This is a genomic window from Methylobacterium sp. 77 (assembly GCF_000372825.1).
Classification (GTDB): domain Bacteria; phylum Pseudomonadota; class Alphaproteobacteria; order Rhizobiales; family Beijerinckiaceae; genus Methylobacterium.
Genome location: NZ_KB910516.1, coordinates 4,349,657 through 4,367,162, shown reverse-complemented (window position 1 = coordinate 4,367,162; position 17,506 = coordinate 4,349,657). Strand labels below are relative to the sequence as shown.

The following is a 17,506-nucleotide window of genomic DNA, read 5'->3' as shown; positions in this document are numbered from 1 at the left end:
TCCGGGCACCGACTTTGTCGGATCGCCGAAACGCCATATCCTGACGTCAGGATGACTGCTCCCGTCTCCGCCCCAGGGTTTCGATGATCCGGCTTTTCGCCCTCCTGCTCCTCACGCTGATCGGCGCCACCGGCGCCTCGGCGCAAGGGCTCAAGCCGCCGGCCGATCTCGTCAAGGCGAGCCTCCTGGCCGAACCGGGGGCGATCCAGGCCGGGGAGCCCTTCACCATCGGCATCCGCATGGTGATGCGGCCGCATTGGCACGTCTACTGGCGCAATCCCGGCGATTCCGGCCTCCCTCCGGAAGTGGCGTGGTCGCTGCCGCAGGGCTTCTCGGCGGGCGCCCTGCAATGGCCGACGCCGAGCCGCATCCCGGTCGCGCATCTGGTGAATTTCGGCTTCGAGGGCGAGACGGTGCTGCTGGCGCAGATCACCCCTCCGGCGACGCTGCCGGCCGGCAAGGCGGTCACGCTGTCGGCCAGGCTGACCTATCTCGTCTGCGAGCGCGAATGCATTCCCGGCTCGGCCGACCTGAAACTCAGCGTGCCCGTGGCCGCGCCGGGCACCAGCGTCGGACATTCCGCCGCCAACGTCCTGCTGTTCGAGGATGCCCGTGCCGCCCTGCCGGTTCCCTCCCCCTGGCCGGTCAAGCTGACCGGCGCGGGCGACCGGCTCGTCCTCGGTGTCGACGCGCCCGGCCTGAAACCCGACGCGATCCGCGATCCCGCCTTCTTCCCCTATTCGGAAACCGCGATCGAGAACGCCGCGCCCCAGTCCCTGGCCATCGACGACACGGGCTTCACCCTGAGCCTCGCGCGGGCGACGCCCGGCGAACCGGCCCCGGCCGAGCTTCCCGGCGTTCTCACCTTCTTGGAACAGACCGCCGACGGAACGGTCCAGCGCTCATACGCCATCGGAGACGCACCGGCTTCCGCCCCCCTCGGGGCGATCCCGAGCGAGGCCGCCCCCCTCACACGATCCGCCGCGCCGGAGGAGACGCTGACCCTGTGGAGCGCGGCCGGCCTCGCCTTCCTGGGTGGGCTCCTGCTCAACCTGATGCCCTGCGTTTTCCCGGTCCTGTCGATCAAGGTCCTGAGCCTGGTGAAGCATTCGGGCGAGCCGGCCTCACGCGTGCGCCTGCACGGCCTCGCCTACACCGCCGGCGTGCTCGCCGCCTTCCTGTCCCTGGCGGGGTTGCTGATCGCCCTCAAGGGCGCGGGCGCCGGGATCGGCTGGGGCTTCCAGCTGCAATCGCCCCTCGTGGTGGCGGGCCTCGCCTACCTGCTCTTCGCCATGGGCCTCAGCCTGTCCGGCGTGGTCCATGTCGGCGGCGGAATCGCCGGGCTCGGCGACGGGCTGACCCGCCGAGCGGGGCTCGAAGGCTCGTTCTTCACCGGCATCCTCGCCACCGTCGTCGCCACCCCCTGCACCGCCCCGTTCATGGGGTCGGCGGTGGGGTTCGCCCTGACGCAGGCGCCGCTGGTGAGCCTGACCGTGTTCGCGAGCCTCGGCCTCGGCCTTGCCCTCCCCTTCCTGATCCTCACCACATGGCCGGCGGCCGTGCGGCGGCTGCCGCGTCCGGGCGCCTGGATGGAGACGCTGAAGGGAGCCCTCGCCTTCCCGATCTACGCCACCGTGGCCTGGCTCGTCTGGGTCCTGTCGCAGCAGGTCGGCTCCACCGGCCTCCTCGCCGGCCTCATCGGCCTCGTCCTCGTGGGGTTCGCCGCCTGGGCCTGGGAGCGGGCCCGCCACGCGGCCGGCATCGGCGCCGGGTTCGCGCGCCTGACCGCCGTCGGGGCGCTGGTCGCGGCCCTCGCGCTGACCATCGGCCTCGACCAGGACCGCGCGTCGGCGGATCTCAGAACGGCGAGCGCGGAGGGCATCACCCCCTTCACCCAGGCCCGCCTCGACGCCCTCGTGGCGGAGGGCAAGCCGGTCTTCGTCAACATGACGGCGGCGTGGTGCATCACCTGCCAGGTCAACGAACGCACGGCGCTCCGCACGAAAGCCGTGGAGGCGGCGTTCAAGGCGCATGACGTCACCTATCTCAAGGGCGACTGGACCAACCAGAACCCCGAGATCACGGCCCTGCTGGAGCGGCACGGCCGCAGCGGCGTGCCGCTCTACCTGCTCTATACCGGCGCAGGCGCACCCGTCGTGCTGCCGCAGATCCTCACATCGGGCATCGTCCTCGACGAACTCGCCCGCATCCCATCCACCGCCGCCGACCGGCGCGCCGCCCTCGACACGCCGAAGCGGTGAGAGAAGGGGTCGCGCGTCGCCGGCAAGCCGGTGGGCGCCCAGGCCTCACGGCCTAGGCCCGATCGGCGACGCCTGCGTCCTGAGACCGGGCCGTAAAAAAATCTCGATCCATCGATCGGGCTCGACGTGCCACGGTCCGCGGTCGGCGCTGGTTCACGAGAAATCCTCGGTCACGATCCGGGCCCAGGTCTCACCGGCGAGGCCGCCGAGGAAAACGTTTCCGCCGCGCAGGCTTTCCGCGACATCCGGATCGCGCGTCCAGGCGATCGTCCCCATCACGTGATGATAGAAGATCCCTTTCTGGCGGAAGAGCCCTTTGAGCAGGTCGGGCGAGGTCGGCCCCCGCACGGCCACCGAACCGATCTCGGCGGCATCGGCGATCATCTGGCCGATGACGAGTTCCTCCCGGTTCGGCAAGGCGAGGACCTGGAGTGCGTAGGCGACGCCGTCCCGTCGCGCGTAGAGGAGGTAGAGCCCCACCCGGCGTCCCATCCGATCCACCACCTCCCGGATCAGCAAGGGGCCGTATTTCAGCTGGAGTTCCGCCTGCTCGACGAACCATTCGAGGTCGGCCCAGGCCGGCTTCAGATCGTAGGGTTCGAGAAATGACCGGGCGGCTTTGGTGAAGTCGGCGGCGGTGAGCGGGCGCGAGCTGACGCCATCGGGGCGCGCCGGTCCGGACGGCAGGGCGCGTCGGAGCACAATGTCCGCCGCACGGACGAGCGGCGTGATCACAGACGCCAGCCACGGCAGACGCTTTCCGAGAAAATACGCCGCCGTTCCCATCGGGCGGCAGATCTTCACCCATTCGAGGCTCTGCGCCGGCAGGATGACGAAGCGCGTCGCGCGCGCAATATCGAGCGAGGTCCGGTTGGCGGTATCGGTGAAGAGCAGATCGAAATCGCGGGCGGTAACGCCCCGAACGAGACTGACGCCGATGCCGGGATTGTTGTCGGGATCGGCAGCCATGTAGGCGCTGAGGATCCCGGCACGCAGATTCCGGCCCCCGACGACCATGGTCATGGCGATCACGCCCATGAAACCGTTCACGATTCCGTTCTCGTCGAGATGGACGATCGAGCCGGTCGCCTCGGAATAGGCGGGCGAGCCGAAATACGTCGCCTCCAGGCAGCTTGCGAGCTTATCGGCCTGATAGGTGTTCCCCAGTCGAAACGTTTCCGAAAAGAGATGGCATATCTGCGGGATGTCGCTCCTCTCGAAAGCGCGGATCGACCCGTGCCGCGACGAAGCGATTGTACTCGGAACAAGGTCGGGATTTTGCCTTGCCATGCTTTGCGGTGTCGGATTTTGCTTTGGGATGCTTTGGATCATTCTGGCACAACTCGATGGTATTTAATTATACCATGCAAGTTTCTACCCAAGCATCGCCCAGTTAACAAAACGAAGCCGATCGCTTTCGGCTGGCCCGGCAGCGGTGTCGCCCTCGCCGATCGGCTATAGAGCGAGCGAGGCGGCCTCCGCCTCCATCCTGCGAGCGTATGGCCGAGCCTTCATGACAGAGACCGCTGCGCCGCGCTGGTCCGTCTTCCGTAACGGCGATTTCCGACTCTACGGCGCCGCGCGTTTCCTGACCGGCCTCGCCTACCAGATGCAAGCCGTTGCGGTGGGATGGTTCGTCTACGACCTGACCCGCTCGGCGCTCGCCCTCGGCCTCGTCGGCCTGGCGAGCTTCCTTCCGGCGATGCTCTCCGCCCTGATCACCGGGCACGTGGCCGACACCTACGACCGGCGTCTGGTGACGGCCATCGCCTACGCGACCCTGGCCACCGCCGATCTCGGCCTGCTCTGCCTCGCCTTGTTCGGAACCACGTCGATCTGGCCGATCTACGCCCTCGTGGTCGTCATCGGCACGTCCCGCGCCTTCGCGAATCCCGCGCTCCAGGCCCTGCTCCCGACCCTGGTGCCGCGTGACCTGTTCGGATCGGCGATCGCCTGGAACGCCTCGCTTTGGCAGAGCGCCTCGATCATCGGCCCGGCCGCGGGCGGATTTCTCTACGTGCTGGGCCCCGCCGCCGTCTTCGGGGCGGCAGCGGCGAGCTTCGCCCTGGCCAGCGCCCTCGTGGTCGCGATCCGCTTCCGCCCCGCCCCCGTGACGGAGCGTCCGCCCGTCACCTGGGCGACCCTCTCGGCCGGCCTGTCCTACATCCGCTCGCAGCCGGTGGTGCTCGGCGCCATCAGCCTCGATCTCGTGGCCGTGCTCCTCGGAGGCGCCACGGCCCTGCTGCCGATCTTCGCAGCCGAGATCCTTCACGTCGGCCCGCTCGGGCTCGGCGCATTGCGGAGCATGCCGGCGGCCGGCGCCGTGATCACCGCCATCGTCCTCGCCTATCGCCCCCTCGAACGCCATGCCGGATTGCGCATGCTGCAGGCCGTCGCGGTCTTCGGCATCGCCATCGTGGCATTCGGCCTGTCCGCGTCGCTGCCGTTCTCCATGGCCTGCCTCTTCGTCACCGGGGCGGCCGACATGATCAGCGTCTACGTGCGCCAGACCTTCGTTCAGGGCGAGACGCCGGATGCCATGCGCGGACGGGTCTCGGCCGTGAACACGGTGTTCATCGGCGCCTCGAACGAACTCGGAGAATTCGAATCCGGTACGCTCGCCGCCCTCGTCGGGGCGGTCCCGGCGGTCGTGGCCGGAGGCCTCGCGACGATCGTGGTGGCGATGCTGTGGGGTCGGCTGTTCCCGGCGCTCAAGGCACGGGACCGGCTGCTGGCAGCGGCGGAGTGAGGGATGGCCCACAGGGTTCAGCGCAGCGGCGACGATCCTGCTCCGGCCGGGTGCGGTGAGCGGCGTCCGACCGACGGAGTTCCGACCCCGATCACGTCCGTCATCCCTCTCCGGCGCGCGATCTGCCGGAGAGGGATCATCGTCTGTCCATCGATGACGTATACGGAAGGCACCGGCTCCGCGCCTCCCGGAGCCCGTTTGGGGGCTACTTCCCCGCGAGCAGCGGCGACCAGGTCGGGTCCGAGGCATAGGAGGGCGTCGGGACGGGCTGTTCCACCTTGCCGGTGATGTCGACCATGTAGAGCTTGCCGCCGCCCTGGCCGCCGGGATCGCGGAAGAACAGCACGTACTGGCCGTTGGGCGCGAAGGTCGGCCCCTCGTTGTGGAAGCCCTCGGTGAGAACCCGCTCACCCGAGCCGTCCGGCTTCATCACGCAGATGGCGAAACCGCCCTTGCGCTGGCGGGTGAAGGCGATGAGGTCGCCCTTGGGTGACCAGGCCGGCTGCGAGGCCGAGCCTTCACCGAACGAGATGCGGGTCGGGTTCGAGCCGTCGGCGCCCATCACGTAGACCTGCTGCGAACCGCCGCGATCGGATTCGAACACGATCTGGCGTCCGTCCGGCGAGTAGGTCGGCGAGGTATCGATGGCGTTGCCGTTGGTGATCGGCGTCTGCGCCTTCGAGCCGAGATCCATCTTCACGATATCGGCGTTGCCGCCCTGCTGCACGCTCATCACGAGGTGGTGGCCGTCGGGCGAGAAGCGCGGGCTGGTGCTCATCGAATCCATCCGGCCGATGGCTTGGCGCGCGCCGGTCTCGAGGTTGATCACCTGGATGCGCGGCTGCTGGCCGGTGGCCTGAGTCATGAAGGCGATGTCCTGCGTCGCCGGCGAGTAGCGCGGGGCCACGACGGCGGATTCACCGGTGGTGAGGGCCCGGACATTGGCGCCGTCCTGGTCCATCACCATCAGGCGCTTGCGGCGGTTCTCCTTCGAGCCGGATTCGTCGACGAAGGCGATGCGGCTGTCGAACCAGCCGCCGAGGCCGGTGATCTTGGTATAGACCACGTCCGAGATGAGGTGGCCGGTGCGGCGCGCATTGGCGACGTCCGCGCCGTATTGCTGGCCGGCGAGCTGCTGGCCGGAGGTGACGTCCCAGAGCCGGAACTCGACCTTGAGCTTGCCCGAGGGATCGCGCCCGACGCGGCCGGTGATCAGCGCCTGGGCGCCGGCGGCGCGCCACTTGTCGAAGCCCGGCACCGCGTCGAAGCCGGGGTTTTCCGGGAACTTCCCCTTCTCCAGGGGCACGAAATAGCCGGACCGCCTCAGGTTGTTCGTGACCACGCTCGACACCAGCAGGCCGAGGCTCGGATCGCCGGAGAAGTCGGCGACGGCGATCGGCATCGGCTGGAACGAGCCGCCGCCGATCCGCAGGTTCAGCTGCGCCTGCGCGGGCGCGGCGAAGGCGAGAACCAGGGCCAGGATCGCGAGGAGGGACGCCAGAGGCGAGGACAGCCGCCGGTGAAGGGTGTCGGTCATGAAGAAATTCCGAGAGATGGGGCAGGAATTCGGGGCGCTGATCGTTGGGGGAACAGGCCCGATCCGTATGTTCGATCCGTCCCATCCTCGACCTCATCCTGAGGTGCCCGCGTTAGCGGGCCTCGAAGGAGCCCTCCAGTGAGCGCGAGAGTACTGGAGGGCTCCTTCGAGGCCTTCGCTGACGCTTCGGCACCTCAGGATGAGGCGAATGGGTTGGACCGGTCCGAGGTTATAGGCGTCTCGCATTACACCCGCGAGAACTCGAATTCCGCGTTGATCGCCTTCCAGTCATCGTAATACGGCGCGAACTGGGGCGGGATCTTGTAGGGCGCGCAGCGCTTCACCGCACGCAGAGCGGCCTCGGCGAGGGAGCGATCCACCGCATTGGCGCCGCCGCGCATGATCCGCGGTTCGGTGCTCAGAGAACCGTTGGCGGAGAGGCGGATGTCGAGCATCGGCAGCACCACCCCCTGCGACGCACCGGGCGGCGCCGAGTAGCAGCGCTCGATCTGCTGGGTCAGCATCCCGATCAGCGAGTCGCGCATGGAGGGCGACAGGCGCTGCGAGGTGCCGCTGGCGGCTCCCAGCGAGGCCGTGCGCTGAACGTCGCGGCCTGTGGCGCCGGTCGATTGCGAGGGCGCCTTCGAGGCGAGAAGCTGCTTGATGTCGCCTGAGCTGAACTTGTCGGCGAGCTCGGCCTGTTTCCTGGCCTTCGCCTCCGCATCGGCCTTGGCGTGCGCATCCGCCATCGCCTTGGCTTTGGCCTTCGCCTCGGCCTTGGCGGCGGCCTCGGCCTTCGCCTTGGCATCGGCTTTCGCCTGAGCATCCGCCGCGGCCTTCGCCTCCGCGACCGCCTGCTGGCGCTCGGCCTCCGCCTTGGCCTTCGCTTCGGCCTTGGCCTCGGCTTCCGCCTCAGCCTTCTCCGCCTTGGCGAGCGCTTCGGCCTTGGCCTTCGCGTCGGCTTTCGCCTTGGCATCGGCCTGCGCCTTCGCCTCTGCCTTGGCCTCCGCGAGCGCCTTGGCCTTCTCGGCCTTGGCGGCATCCGCCTTGGCGATGGCTTCGGCTTCCTGGCGCTCGATGAGTTCGGCGAGCTTCTCGCGCTTCTCGGCCTCGACCTTGGCGGCCTTCACGGCTTCGGCCTTGGCCTCGGCTTTGGCCGCCTCCGCCTTGGCGGCAGCCTTTGCTTCAGCAGCGGCCGCCTTAGCTTCGGCCGCCTTGGCTTCGGCCGCTTTCGCGGCTTCGGCTTTCGCGGCTTCCTTGGCTTCGGCCGCCGCCTCGGCCTTGGCCGCAGCCTCGGCGGCGTCCTTGGCGGAATCCTTCTCGGGCTCGGGCATGCGCAGGGGCATCTCCTCGGCGCTGGCGACCTTCATGTCGGCCGGGCGCTTCGGCGGAGCCGGAGCATCGAGCTTGGAATTCTCGGGCTCGCGCTCCTCGAACTTCTCGGAGACCTTGTCGGCCCGGGGCTTGGCATCGGGCAGGGGCTTCTCCGCGTTCTTCTCGCCCTTGGTCAGCTCGGAGAATTGCTGCTCGGTCATCACCTCCACCGGCACGCCCTCCTGCGCATCCGGCAGGGCGGGAGCGGCCACCGACATCAGCGCCACGGTGAGCACCGCGACATGGACGCCGGTCGAGATCCAGACGCCCGGTTCGCGGAATTTGGAGGGAAGCTTCACGGTGGCGGCGTCCGCTACTTCTGGTCCGGCTCGGTGACGAGGGCGACCTTCTTGAAGCCGCCGCCCGTCACGATCGCCATCACCTGGGCCACGCGTCCGTAATCGACGCGCTTGTCGCCGCGCACGAAGACCCGCTCCTCGAAGCCGGACTTGGAGGTATCCACGAGTTTCGGGACGATGGTGTCGTCGGTGAGTTCGGCCTCGCCGAGGAAGACCTGGCCGGTCTGGCGGATCGAGAGCGTCACCGGAGTGCTGTCGGAATTGAGCGGGCTCGCCTTGGATTGCGGCAGGTCGAGGGGCACGCCCACCGTCATCATCGGCGCGGCCACCATGAACACGATGAGCAGCACGAGCACGACGTCGATGAACGGCGTCATATTGATCTCGTTGATGGCTCCGCCGCGACGCGCGCGACGCCGCCTGCTTCCACCCTGCGCCGCGCCGTGGGCCATGCCCATGATCGTGCCTCGATGCTCTTGAAAATGGTCGGAATCAGGCGGCGAGCGACAGGCGCTCGTCGATCTGACGGGAGAGGATGGCGGAGAACTCGTCGGCGAAGCCCTCGAGCCGCGACTGGGCCTTGGACACGTTCGACTGGAGCTTGTTGTAGGCGAGCACCGCCGGGATCGCCGCGAACAGGCCGATGGCCGTCGCGAACAGGGCCTCGGCGATGCCGGGCGCCACCACCGCGAGCGAGGTGTTCTTCGAGGCGGCGATGGCCGTGAACGAGGTCATGATGCCCCAGACCGTGCCGAACAGGCCGACATAGGGGCCGGCCGAGCCGATGGAGGCGAGGAACAGGAGACGCGATTCGAGCCGCTCGACCTCGCGCTGGATCGTCACGTCGAGCACCTTGTCGATGCGCTGGGACAGGCTCTGGATCTGCCGGCCCGAGCCCTCGAACGAGCGCTTCCACTCGCGCATGGCGGCCACGAACAGGGCGCCGAGATTGGTGGCGGGCCGGTCGTTGAACGAGCGGTAGAGTTCCTCCAGCGAACGGCCGGACCAGAACGCTTCCTCGAACGCGTCCATCTCGGTTTTGGTGCGGCGGAACAGCAGCGTCTTGTCGACGATGATCGCCCAGCACCAGACGGAGCAGCCGAGCAGGCCCACCATCACCAGCTTGACCACGAAATGGGCATGCCAGAACAGGTTGAACAGGCTCATGTCCGGCGGCGGCAGCGCCTGCATGGCATCGGCGGGATTCATGCGTTCGTCCTCGTCCCGGGTCGACCGGGCGGCCGACTCCCGCACTCCACCTGATCCGGGCGGTATGCTCCCCAGATCGCTGGTGAATCTGTCGAAAGTATGGGGTGCATCGCAAAACGAACCCGCTCACCTTCCTCCGCCGTCAAGGTTAATGAACCGTGAGGATGCCCGTCATTCCATGGCGTCGGAGGCCGCAGCCTCCCGCTGACGGCATGGCCAGGCAATCGCCGGGCCGCACGGCGCGGCGCTGGAGCGTCTTTTCCGAAAAGTGGGAACCGGTTGTCGGAAAAGACGCGGCCCGATCAGGAGGCGGCTGCATCTCCGGCGGCATCGAAACGTTGCGACAGGGCACGGCGCAGGGCGTCCGGCAGGCGGACGGCGCGGCCATCCCGCACCGCCGCCACGGTGACCTCTGCCTTGAGGAGGATTTCGTCTCCGCGCCGCACTTCCTGGCTCATCGGCATCGACGCGCCGCGCAATTCGAGCGGCCTCGTTACGATGGAGAGCATATCGTCCATCCGCGCCGGCCGCAGGAAGTCGAGGACCATGCGCCGCACCACGAAGATCAGCGCGGAATCGCGCTGCAGGTCGGCCTGTTCCATGGCCAGCGCCCGAAGCAACTCCGTGCGGCCGCGCTCCATGTAGCGCAAATAATTGGCGTGATAGACGAACCCGGAAAAGTCCGTGTCCTCGTAATAGACGCGGATGTCGATGCGATGCGAGGTCGTGCGATCAGGGTTCATGCGATGGCTTCCGAGGACAGGTCGACCACGACGATCTCGGGGGGAACACCGAAACGGACCGGCGCGATGCTGTTTCCGAGCCCGCCGGAGACGACGAGATCGGCCTGCTCGCGGACATGGCCGTAGGCGTACCGGTTGGCGTAGCGCGACGGGACAACGGGAGAATAACCGAACAGGCGAACCTGCCCGCCATGGGTGTGGCCGGAGAGGGTCAGCGCCACATGGGCCGGCACCTGCGGGAAGATGTCGGGCTCGTGCGCGAGCAGGATCGTCGGCGCACCGTCCGGTATCCCGGCGAGGGTCTTGTCCAGATCGTCGACGCCGATGCGCGGATGGCCATGGCGCTTGCGGGTCGGCAGCAGGGCGAGCTGGTCGCCGAGCCCCGCGAGCCAGAACGCCCGGTCGTCGCGTTCCAGGCGAATCGCATCGTTGTCGAGGACACGGATGCCGGCCCGCGTCAGGGCTTCGCCGGCGATGGTCGGGCCGGAGCCACGCTTCTGCGCCGTGCGGTCTTCCCACCAATCGTGATTGCCGAGGATGGCGTATGTGCCGAGCGGCGCCTTGAGCCGGCCGAGTTCGGGTGCCCATTCGGCGGCGTCGACATAGCGTGTGACGAAATTCTGACCGGTCACGTAGTCGCCGAGCAGCACGATCACGTCGCCGCCCAAAGAGTTCGCGGTGGCGACGATGCCGGCGATCCGTGCGGCACTCATCCAGGGCTCGCAGGCATGGATATCGGCGAGCGCCACGATCCGCAGCGTCTGCCCGGCCGGCCAATGTCCCTTCGGCCTGATGGCATAGCGCGTCACCGACAGGCGCATGGGCTCGATGCCGATGCCGTAGGCCGAGGTCGCGCCGCCCGCGAGGACGATTCCTCCGAGTCCGGCAAGCACCGTCCGGCGCGTGATCCTCACCGCAGGCGTCTTGGAGGGCAACGCCTCCTCGCCGATCCGATCCTCGTCGAGGCTCATGCCACCGGCTCCGAGGACAGGTCGACCACGACGATCTCGGGCGGGATGCCGAGGCGGACGGGCAGGCCGCTCATGCCGAGGCCGCCGGAGACGACGAGATCGGTCTGCTCGCGGACATGGCCGTAGGCGTAGCGCCGTCCGTAGCGCGAGGGCACGACCGGCGCGTAGCCGAACAGCCTGACCTGTCCGCCATGGGTATGGCCCGACAGGGTGAGGGCGACGCGGGCGGGAACCTTCGGGAAGATGTCCGGCTCGTGGGCGAGCAGGATGGCGGGCGCGCCGTCCGGGATCGCGGCGAGGGTCGCGGGCAGGTCGTCGCTGCCCATCCGCTTGAAGCCGTAGCGCCACCACGTGCCCTGGAAGCTGAGCTGGTCGCCGAGCCCGGCGAGCCAGACGTCGTGTCCCCTCACCTGCAATGGCAGCGCCTCGTTCTCGAGAACGCGGATTCCGGCGCGGGTCAGCGCCTCTCCGGCGAAGGTCGGGCCGTGACCGCGCTCGCAGGCCGCCCGGTCGGCCCACCAATCGTGGTTGCCGAGGATGGCATAGGTGCCGAGCGGGGCCTTCAGGGCGCCGAGGACCGGGGCCCAATCGGCGGATTCGACGATGGTGGTGAAGGCGTGCATGCCGCGCACGTAATCGCCGAGCAGGACGATCACGTCGCCGCCGAGGCCGTTGGCCGTCTCGACGATCCGCCGGATATGCTCGGGCGTCATGAACGGATCGCAGGCATGGACGTCCGAGACCGCCACGATCCGCAGGGACAAACCCTCGGGCCAGGGCGCCCCCGGCCTGATCCGGTATCGCGTGATGGCGAGGCGCATCGGTTCGATGCCGATGCCGTAGGCGGCGGTGCCGCTGGCGCCGAGGGCAGCGGCACCGAGGCCGAGCACGACGGTGCGGCGGGTGATCCGGACCGAGGATGTCGCTCCGTCAGGCTTCATCGAAACCTGCCCGCCATCGATACGGGGTCGGCGGCACAGTCCGGTGCCACGAATCGGCCACGACACCTTCCTGCCACCTTGAGGGGACGGATCGCGGAGGGAGGTGATCGACCGGGTTCTCGTCGGTCGATGAAGCCCCGACCGTGGCCGCCCTCATCACTCATCGGGATCTCCCGCCCCGAACAGCCCGAACTGCGTGGCCGGATCGCGCCGGGGGACGGCGAAGCCCATATGCTTGTAGGCGTGCGGCGTCAGCATGCGGCCGCGCGGGGTGCGCTGGACGAAACCCTTCTGGATCAGGAAGGGCTCGATGATGTCCTCGATGGCGTCGCGCGGCTCGGAGAGCGCGGCCGCGATGGTCTCGATGCCGACCGGACCGCCGCCGAAGGAGGTGGCGATCATCGTCAGGTACTTGCGGTCCATCACGTCGAGGCCGGCGGGGTCCACGTCGAGGAGTTGCAGCGCCCGGTCGGCGATGGCCCGCGTCACGGTGGGGGCATCGGCGACGATGGCGAAGTCGCGCACCCGACGCAGCAGCCGGCCGGCGATGCGCGGCGTGCCGCGCGCCCGCTTGGCGATCTCGTTGGCGCCCTCCGCCGACATGCCGATGCCGAGCACCCGCGCCCCGCGCGTGACGATGAGTTCGAGCTCGTCGACATCGTAGAATTCGAGGCGGATCGGGATGCCGAACCGGTCGCGCAGGGGCGTGGTGAGCAGGCCCGCGCGGGTGGTGGCGCCCACCAGGGTGAATTTCGGCAGCTCGATCTTCACCGAGCGCGCCGCCGGCCCCTCGCCGATGATGAGGTCGAGCTGGTAATCCTCCATCGCCGGATAGAGGATCTCCTCCACCGCCGGGTTGAGGCGGTGGATCTCGTCGATGAAGAGCACGTCGCGCTCTTCGAGATTGGTGAGCTGGGCCGCGAGATCGCCGGCCTTGGCGATGACCGGGCCGGAGGTGGAGCGGAAGTTCACCCCGAGTTCGCGCGCCACGATCTGCGCCAGGGTGGTCTTGCCGAGGCCGGGCGGCCCGACGAACAGGACGTGATCGAGGGCCGAGCCGGTCTTCTTGGCCGATTCGATGAAGATCTGCATGTTTGCGCGCGCCGCGCGCTGGCCGATGAACTCGGCGAGGCTCAAGGGGCGGATCGACTGCTCGACATCGTCCGGGCGGCGCTCGGGCGTCAGCAGCGAGTCCGGCAGCGGATGCAGGGTCGGCGATTTCGGGGACGGCGATTTCGCGGACTTGGGGAGCTTGCTCACACGGGCTCTCGCTCGGGGCCCGGCACGGGGCCTGCTCCGGTGGACGGACGTTTCGCCCGATGTCGCACAACGCCGCCGCGCGCGCTACACTGCGCCGTCGGCGGCATGAAGCCGCCGAGATAACCGGCAAGGGGATCAGCGATGGGCCGCGCGTCTCAGCTTTTCGAGATGATGGCGCTCGACGATTTCGAGGAGCTGCTGGCCGACAAACCGAGCAACGAACGCTGGGAGCTGATCGGCGGCCGGGTCGTCCGGATGATGGTCGGCGCCCGGTGGGAGCATGGGCGGATCGTCCAGAACATCGCCACCAGCCTGGAGAGCGGATTTCGCGCCGCGGGGTCGTCCTGTCAGACCTTCACCGAGACGTTCTACATGAAGAGCAGGCCGCTCGACGCCGCGATGTTGCCGGATGTCCTCGTCGTCTGTGGCGATCTCGAACCGGGAACGACCTCGGTGGACAATCCGACCGTCCTCTTCGAGGTCCTGTCTCCCGGCACGGAGGCCCGCGACCGTTTCGAGAAGTGGAGCGTCTATCAGCAGCTCGGCTCGCTCCAGCATTACGTGCTGGTGGCGCGCGACCGGGCACATATCGAGGTCTTCGACCGGGTCGACGGAGCCTGGACGGGGTTCAGGGTGCTCGAGGGGCTCGATGCGACCCTCGACCTCGCGGCGATCCAGGCCGCCTTGCCCCTGCGCGACATTTATTACCGGGTGATCGCGCGCTGAGCGCCGGCGAACCGGCGCTCAGCGGCGGTCGTCCTAGTCCTTCTCCGGGGCGATCGCCTCGAGGCCACCGATATGCTTCTGCGCGTAGAGCGGCAGGCCGACCTGGGCGATCAGGTTCTGCTGCGTCTCGAGGAAGTCGATATGGCCTTCCTCGTCGGCGGCGAGTTCCTCGAACAGGATCTTCGAGACGCGGTCGTTGATCGAATCGCAGTATTGCGCGGCTTCGAGATAGAGCGCGCGCGCCTCGGTCTCGGCGGCGAGATCGCAGGCGATGATCTCCTCGACATTCTGGCCGATCCGCAGCGGGTCGAGTTCCTGCAGGTTCGGGAACCCGTCGAGGAACAGGATCCGGTCGACGAACCGGTCGGCGTGGTTCATCTCCTCGATCGATTCCTTGCGCCAGAACTTGGCGAGATCGATGTAGCCCCAATCGTTCAGCATGCGGAAATGGAGCCAGTACTGGCTCACGGCCGTCAGCTCGCTACGGAGCCCTCGGTTGAGGTACTCGACGACCTTCACATCACCCTTCATCAAACACACTCCCGTAAGGCTATCGATCAGCCGAAGGGGAGCGTGGGGCCTCGCACAGGCCCTCAGGCGGCGATCCCCTCCTCCGCAGTTTGGAACTTGACCAAACTACAGCCGCTCGCGCAACCCGCCTCGCACGCATGGCCTGCCTCCGCAACGGCATTTTCGAGGGCGCCCTGCAGCGCCGCCTGCATGATCGAGCGGATCGTGCGGGCACAACGGCCGCATTTCGGACTGCAACCGAGGCAGGCATGGACCTGCGCCGGGGTACGCGGGCAATCGGGCCCGCCCTTCAGGCAATCGCGGACGGCACCGTCGGACAACACGTTACAGGAACAGACGATCATGACAGCTCGCTGGACGGGGCGGAGCAGATCGATCGGCATCGAGAGAATCGTGCGCGAGGCAGATTTCCCGTTGCGACCATCGACTTGCGTGCCTCTTTAGAACTTTTAAAATCTACTGCGTTCTCAACAACTTAACTGCCATGGGAGAATTGCGCAAGCCGGGCGGGCGCGGCTCAGCGGGCGAGTTCGCGCAGGCCCAGGCGGATCAGGGTCTTCGCCTCGGCCCCCTCCCCGGCGCCCTTCATGGCCGCAGCGATGGCGGCGGAGGCCTGGACCGGGGCGTAGCCGAGATTGACCAGGGCGGAGATCGCGTCGGCGGCGGGTTGGGGCGCGGTGCGGTCTTCCACCGCGCCGGAGAGGGCGAGCACGGCGGGATCGATGGGGGCGAAGGCCGGCGCCTTGTCCTTCAATTCGGCGGTGAGGCGGGCGGCGAGGCGCGGGCCGACGCCGGGCGCGCGGGCGATGGCGGTCTTGTCACCGAGCGCGATGGCGGTGGCGAGCGCTTCGGGCTCGAGCACGGAGAGCAGGCCGAGCGCGACCTTTGAGCCCACCCCCTGCACCGTCTGCAACAGGCGGAACCACTCGCGCTCGGCATCCGACCGGAAGCCGTAGAGCCGGATCATGTCCTCGCGGACATAGGTCTCGATCGCGAGGGAGGCCGCCTCGCCCACGGCCGGCATCCGCTGCAGGGTGCGGGCCGAGCAATGCACCACGTAGCCGACGCCCTGCACGTCGAGGATCACGAAATCCTCTCCGTAGGAATCCACCACACCCTTCAGCTTGCCGATCATGCATCATCTCGTCATCAGAGGGCGGGTCTTATCAGGGACCGGCCCGCCTGTCCGACCCGCCATTCGAGAAAGAGACCGCATGACGCGCACGCGCCTCCTCGCCCTCCTGCTTCTGGCCTCCACCTGCGCCCAGGCGCAGGAGACACCACCGGATGGCGGCCCGTCGAGCGATCCGACCCAGGTCCGGGCCGGCGCCTACGTGCTCGATCCGGCCCACGGCAAGATCACCTGGTCGGTGAGCCATCTCGGCTACTCGACCTATTACGGCCAGATCACCGATGTCGCGGCCAAGGCCGATCTCGATCCGAAAGCCCCGGCGCGGAGCCGCCTGTCCGTCACCATCGGCATGGCCAGCATCAACGGCCTGAACGACGCCCTGAACCGGCACCTCCAGGGCCCGGATTTCTTCGACACCGCGACCTTCCCCACCGCGACCTTCACCGCCACCCTGGTGGAGCCCACGAGCCCGACCACGGCCCGCATCTCCGGCACCCTCACCCTGAAGGGCGTGACCAAGCCCGTGGCCTTCGACGCCACTTTCAACCAGGCCGGCATCAACCCGATCGACAAGCGCTACACCGTCGGGTTCGACGGCCGCACCGTGATCAAGCGCTCGGATTTCGGCGTCTCCGCCTTCCTCCCCGCCGTGGGCGACGAGGTGAGCCTGCGCCTGGAGGGCGAGTTCAAGGCGCAGTAGCCCCTCTTCTCCGGGATCGTCTTCTCTCCGGGATCGTCTTCCCGAATCCGGCTCCCCTCTCCCGGCACGCGGCGCGGGGGGAGGCACGCCCTCACCCCTTCGCCAGGGCCGCCGCGATCCGGGCGGCGGCGAGCCCGCTCACCCCGGCGACGGGGGCGTGCAGCTTCTTCAGCGCATGCGCCCCGCGATGGTTGGCATGGGTGACGGCGATGGCCAGCGCATCGGCGGCATCCGCCGTCTTGAACTCGGCCTTCGGCATCAGGAACTTCACCATCGCCTGGATCTGCACCTTCTCCGCATGGCCCGAGCCGCAGACGGTCTTCTTGACGAGGTTGGCGGCGTATTCGGAGACGGGCAGGCCCGCCAGCGCCGGCACCAGAAGCGCGATGGCGCGGGCATGGCCGAGCTTCAGCGTCGCCTGCGCATCCTTGTTGACGAAGGTCTCCTCCACGGCGACCTCATCCGGGCCGAACCCCGACACCACGCGGGTGATGCCCTCGTGCAATTCCCGCAGGCGCAGGGCCAGCGGCAGATCCCCATCCGAGGTCACCACCCCGCAATCGACATAGGTCAGCTTGGTCCCGACGACGGAGATCAGCCCCCAGCCGGTGCGGCGAAGGCCGGGATCGATGCCGAGGATGCGGATGGGGGTCATGCGGGCAGGACCATAACAGGCGCGCTCATGGATCGGACGGCTCCGGGCGCGAGCACCGCGCCGATCTCAGCATACGGGACATAGCGTGAACGAAGTCCTGTGCCAAGGCATGCGCCGGAAGGCCAGCAAGCCACACGCGAGACACCCGCAAGGAACCGGCAAGACACGCTCCGGACGCCGACGCCTCGGGACCGATCTCGATGGTAGCCCCTGCGCCGGACCACCGGTCTGCGCTTCGACGGTTAGTTAGATCCACTCTGCCCGAGTGACGCGACGTCCAATCGAATTCAGATCGAAAGTCGACAAAACATATTTGATATCTGCAGTGATATTTGAAATCATCAAATGTAAACCCAGAAGTTGCAATATTTCATCTTAAGACACCGGCCGATCTTTTCGATAAATGCAAATACGTAAG

General features: G+C 68.0%; 17 protein-coding genes. 4 read left to right on the top strand and 13 right to left on the bottom strand.

Annotation, left to right across the window (positions count from 1 at the left end; all coding sequences use genetic code 11):
* Positions 1-83 precede the first annotated feature (83 nt).
* Positions 84-2,261 (top strand): protein-disulfide reductase DsbD domain-containing protein, encoded by a 2,178-nt coding sequence (locus tag A3OK_RS0120670; protein WP_019906804.1) that lies wholly within the window; start codon positions 84-86, stop codon positions 2,259-2,261.
* Between the two features lie 153 nt (positions 2,262-2,414).
* On the opposite strand, the gene A3OK_RS0120665 is transcribed toward A3OK_RS0120670, so the two are convergent.
* The gene (locus tag A3OK_RS0120665; RefSeq protein ID WP_245259393.1) at positions 2,415-3,311 is read right to left on the bottom strand and encodes a hypothetical protein; all 897 of its coding nucleotides are present in this window, start codon (positions 3,309-3,311) and stop codon (positions 2,415-2,417) included.
* Positions 3,312-3,774: 463 nt separating this feature from the next.
* On the opposite strand from A3OK_RS0120665, the gene A3OK_RS0120660 reads away from it, so the two are divergent.
* Positions 3,775-5,010 carry an MFS transporter gene (locus tag A3OK_RS0120660; protein WP_026597492.1) on the top strand — a complete coding sequence of 412 codons (1,236 nt, stop codon included), beginning with the start codon at positions 3,775-3,777 and terminating at the stop codon, positions 5,008-5,010.
* Positions 5,011-5,215: 205 nt separating this feature from the next.
* Here A3OK_RS0120660 and tolB read toward each other — a convergent pair whose 3' ends face one another.
* The 8 genes from tolB to ruvB form a co-directional block, all read right to left on the bottom strand.
* Entirely contained in the window at positions 5,216-6,547 is a 1,332-nt protein-coding gene (tolB, locus tag A3OK_RS0120655; RefSeq protein ID WP_019906801.1) for a Tol-Pal system beta propeller repeat protein TolB, read from the bottom strand.
* A 245-nt stretch (positions 6,548-6,792) separates the two neighbouring features.
* Complete coding sequence (tolA, locus tag A3OK_RS0120650) at positions 6,793-8,220, bottom strand: cell envelope integrity protein TolA (protein ID WP_019906800.1); 1,428 nt, start codon at positions 8,218-8,220, stop codon at positions 6,793-6,795.
* Positions 8,221-8,234: 14 nt separating this feature from the next.
* Positions 8,235-8,678, bottom strand: coding sequence for a biopolymer transporter ExbD (locus A3OK_RS0120645; protein ID WP_026597491.1), 444 nt, complete (start codon positions 8,676-8,678; stop codon positions 8,235-8,237).
* Positions 8,679-8,712: 34 nt separating this feature from the next.
* Positions 8,713-9,429 carry a protein TolQ gene (gene tolQ / locus A3OK_RS0120640; RefSeq protein ID WP_018041984.1) on the bottom strand — a complete coding sequence of 239 codons (717 nt, stop codon included), beginning with the start codon at positions 9,427-9,429 and terminating at the stop codon, positions 8,713-8,715.
* A 302-nt stretch (positions 9,430-9,731) separates the two neighbouring features.
* On the bottom strand, positions 9,732-10,172 hold the full coding sequence (ybgC, locus tag A3OK_RS23170) for a tol-pal system-associated acyl-CoA thioesterase (RefSeq protein WP_019906797.1): 441 nt from the start codon (positions 10,170-10,172) through the stop codon (positions 9,732-9,734).
* Positions 10,169-11,143 (bottom strand): metallophosphoesterase, encoded by a 975-nt coding sequence (locus A3OK_RS0120630; protein WP_019906796.1) that lies wholly within the window; start codon positions 11,141-11,143, stop codon positions 10,169-10,171. The genes ybgC and A3OK_RS0120630 overlap by 4 nt, the downstream gene beginning before the upstream one ends.
* Positions 11,140-12,084: a metallophosphoesterase gene (locus tag A3OK_RS0120625; RefSeq protein ID WP_019906795.1), complete on the bottom strand. Its 945-nt coding sequence runs from the start codon at positions 12,082-12,084 to the stop codon at positions 11,140-11,142. Before A3OK_RS0120625 ends, A3OK_RS0120630 begins: the two co-directional genes overlap by 4 nt.
* A gap of 156 nt (positions 12,085-12,240) precedes the next feature.
* A complete protein-coding gene (ruvB, locus tag A3OK_RS0120620) occupies positions 12,241-13,284 on the bottom strand; it encodes a Holliday junction branch migration DNA helicase RuvB (protein WP_026597489.1) in 1,044 nt (347 codons plus the stop codon).
* A gap of 201 nt (positions 13,285-13,485) precedes the next feature.
* Between ruvB and A3OK_RS0120615 the strand changes: the two genes are divergently transcribed.
* Positions 13,486-14,070 carry a Uma2 family endonuclease gene (locus A3OK_RS0120615; protein WP_019906793.1) on the top strand — a complete coding sequence of 195 codons (585 nt, stop codon included), beginning with the start codon at positions 13,486-13,488 and terminating at the stop codon, positions 14,068-14,070.
* Positions 14,071-14,103: 33 nt separating this feature from the next.
* Here the strand turns inward: A3OK_RS0120615 and bfr are convergent, their stop codons facing one another.
* From bfr to ruvA, 3 genes are all read right to left on the bottom strand, one after another.
* The gene (gene bfr / locus A3OK_RS0120610) at positions 14,104-14,601 is read right to left on the bottom strand and encodes a bacterioferritin (RefSeq protein ID WP_019906792.1); all 498 of its coding nucleotides are present in this window, start codon (positions 14,599-14,601) and stop codon (positions 14,104-14,106) included.
* 62 nt (positions 14,602-14,663) lie between these two features.
* Positions 14,664-14,945 (bottom strand): (2Fe-2S)-binding protein, encoded by a 282-nt coding sequence (locus A3OK_RS0120605; RefSeq protein ID WP_081631265.1) that lies wholly within the window; start codon positions 14,943-14,945, stop codon positions 14,664-14,666.
* Between the two features lie 173 nt (positions 14,946-15,118).
* Positions 15,119-15,736: a Holliday junction branch migration protein RuvA gene (ruvA, locus tag A3OK_RS0120600; RefSeq protein ID WP_019906790.1), complete on the bottom strand. Its 618-nt coding sequence runs from the start codon at positions 15,734-15,736 to the stop codon at positions 15,119-15,121.
* 79 nt (positions 15,737-15,815) lie between these two features.
* Between ruvA and A3OK_RS0120595 the strand changes: the two genes are divergently transcribed.
* Entirely contained in the window at positions 15,816-16,433 is a 618-nt protein-coding gene (locus tag A3OK_RS0120595) for a YceI family protein (RefSeq protein WP_019906789.1), read from the top strand.
* A gap of 91 nt (positions 16,434-16,524) precedes the next feature.
* Here A3OK_RS0120595 and ruvC read toward each other — a convergent pair whose 3' ends face one another.
* A complete protein-coding gene (gene ruvC / locus A3OK_RS0120590) occupies positions 16,525-17,088 on the bottom strand; it encodes a crossover junction endodeoxyribonuclease RuvC (RefSeq protein WP_019906788.1) in 564 nt (187 codons plus the stop codon).
* Between the last annotated feature and the right edge of the window lie 418 nt (positions 17,089-17,506).